Source organism: Microcystis sp. LE19-41.2A (assembly GCF_027530405.1).
Lineage (GTDB): Bacteria > Cyanobacteriota > Cyanobacteriia > Cyanobacteriales > Microcystaceae > Microcystis > Microcystis aeruginosa.
In genome coordinates this window covers 1-1,614 of the sequence record NZ_JAPZQJ010000178.1, presented here as the reverse complement: position 1 = coordinate 1,614, position 1,614 = coordinate 1, and the positions used below count along the sequence as shown (strand labels likewise).

1 protein-coding gene and 1 pseudogene are annotated in these 1,614 nt (G+C 48.1%); one reads left to right on the top strand and one right to left on the bottom strand.

Annotation, left to right across the window (positions count from 1 at the left end; all coding sequences use genetic code 11):
- Positions 1-173: 173 nt before the first annotated feature.
- Positions 174-296 (bottom strand): annotated as a pseudogene (locus O9290_RS07795) (transposase family protein); the annotation flags it as partial.
- Between the two features lie 363 nt (positions 297-659).
- Here O9290_RS07795 and O9290_RS07790 point away from each other — a divergent pair.
- Complete coding sequence (locus tag O9290_RS07790; RefSeq protein ID WP_002760412.1) at positions 660-1,409, top strand: SIMPL domain-containing protein; 750 nt, start codon at positions 660-662, stop codon at positions 1,407-1,409.
- Positions 1,410-1,614: the final 205 nt, after the last annotated feature.

Below are 1,614 nucleotides of genomic sequence, written 5' to 3'. Positions count from 1 at the left end.
AAATCCTTATCTGGCAAGAGACTTAATTGATTAGTTCGCTCTAGATCAAAAATAATTGACAAAAATCGCCAAATGCTTTTCTATATAAGGGTTCCATCCCTTATAACCCCCGTCCATTGCATAACAAAAACCGAAGAACCATTATTTTTAGCAAACTCTCCTAGCTCTCTCTAACCTGAGTATCCTAGCATTGTTCCCAGTATTATTACTACTAATACTATCCATAAATGGTGTCTTTTTCCTTTATCTTTCCGAAAGTCCTTGACTTGTTTCAGTTTTTCTATTAAGCTCAACATATATTTTAAAAGTTGGCGGTCACTTCTCATTTTACAAAGACAGTGATCGCTTTTACTTTTGATATTCTGATGGGAGAATGAAACAGCCCTAGGGGTTTGGGGGGGGGAGAGATTCCCTCTAGTGAATGTTGGATACGTCCTGCCAGGTTAAGGAAACTCGATGAACCAAGAATCCCGAAGCGCTTAGTGCGACGGGAGTGTCAATCAGTCACCATTGTGCCAAAGCTCCAGTAAGGGCTGAATAATCTTTGCTGTCAAAGCGCATCAACCTGACGCAAGAAAAATTGATTTTTGTAAATAATAATTTCAACTCGCTCGCTACTAGCATAGGATAGAAACGTCGAATTTTCAGGAGGAGTGACGATGAAAGACAGTTCTATATTCCGACGTTTCCCGCAGCTATTCGCGGGTTTGTCGGTGCTATCGATCGCCCTCGTTGTGAGTTCCTGGATAGCGGCGCGCTCGATCTTGGCGGTGAAACGGGCCAGCGATGTTTTTGTCGTGACTGGTTCGGCAAAAAAGGCGATTACATCCGATTATCTTCTCTGGCGTTTATCGGTTTCCAGTCAACAACCCACCGCCCGCGAAGCCTACCGCGATCTGATCCGGCAAACCGAGCGGATACGAGCTTATCTCAAAGAAAAACAAGTTCCCGACGACGCAATCACCACCAACGCGATCGAGACGATGGCGATTCCCGAAGTAACAGCTAACGGCCAGGAAACTGGGCAAATTCTCGCCTATCGCCTCACCCAACGCTTCGAGATTCGAGCGGGGGATGTGGCCCGTTACACGGAACTTTCTAGGCAGGTAACGGAATTGATCGAGGAGGGAATTAACCTCGTCTCTGAACCCCCCCAATACCTTTACACCCAACTGGATAAGCTGCGGGTGGAAATGGTGGCGGCAGCGACCAAGGATGCGAGAGCGAGGGCTGAGGCGATCGCCAGTAGTACCGGCAGTCGGGTGGGAAGGGTGCGCGATGCGAAAACGGGAGTTTTTCAGATCACCTCGCGCAATTCCACCGACGTGAGCGATTCGGGAATTTACGACACCTCCTCGATCGACAAAGATATTACCGCGGTCGTTTCGGTGACGTTCGGGATCGAGTGAATTACAAGACAATCCTTAGTGCTGTCCAGACAGGGGAGCCTCTGTGCTAGAGCTAGACTTGACGTTGACATCCTCACCGCCGTAAACGGACGGTGATTCCCAAACCTCACGATTTAGGTTTCTGCTTCTTTCCCTTGCGGGGTTCCGCACCTGCCTTAACAGATTTACTCTGTTCTGGTCTTATGGTCGCTCTACAGACTGACAC

What these genes read in the sequence shown, in the direction of transcription:
- O9290_RS07790 (WP_002760412.1), top strand. Translation starts at nt 660, where the DNA reads ATGAAAGACAGTTCTATATTCCGACGTTTCCCGCAGCTATTCGCGGGT.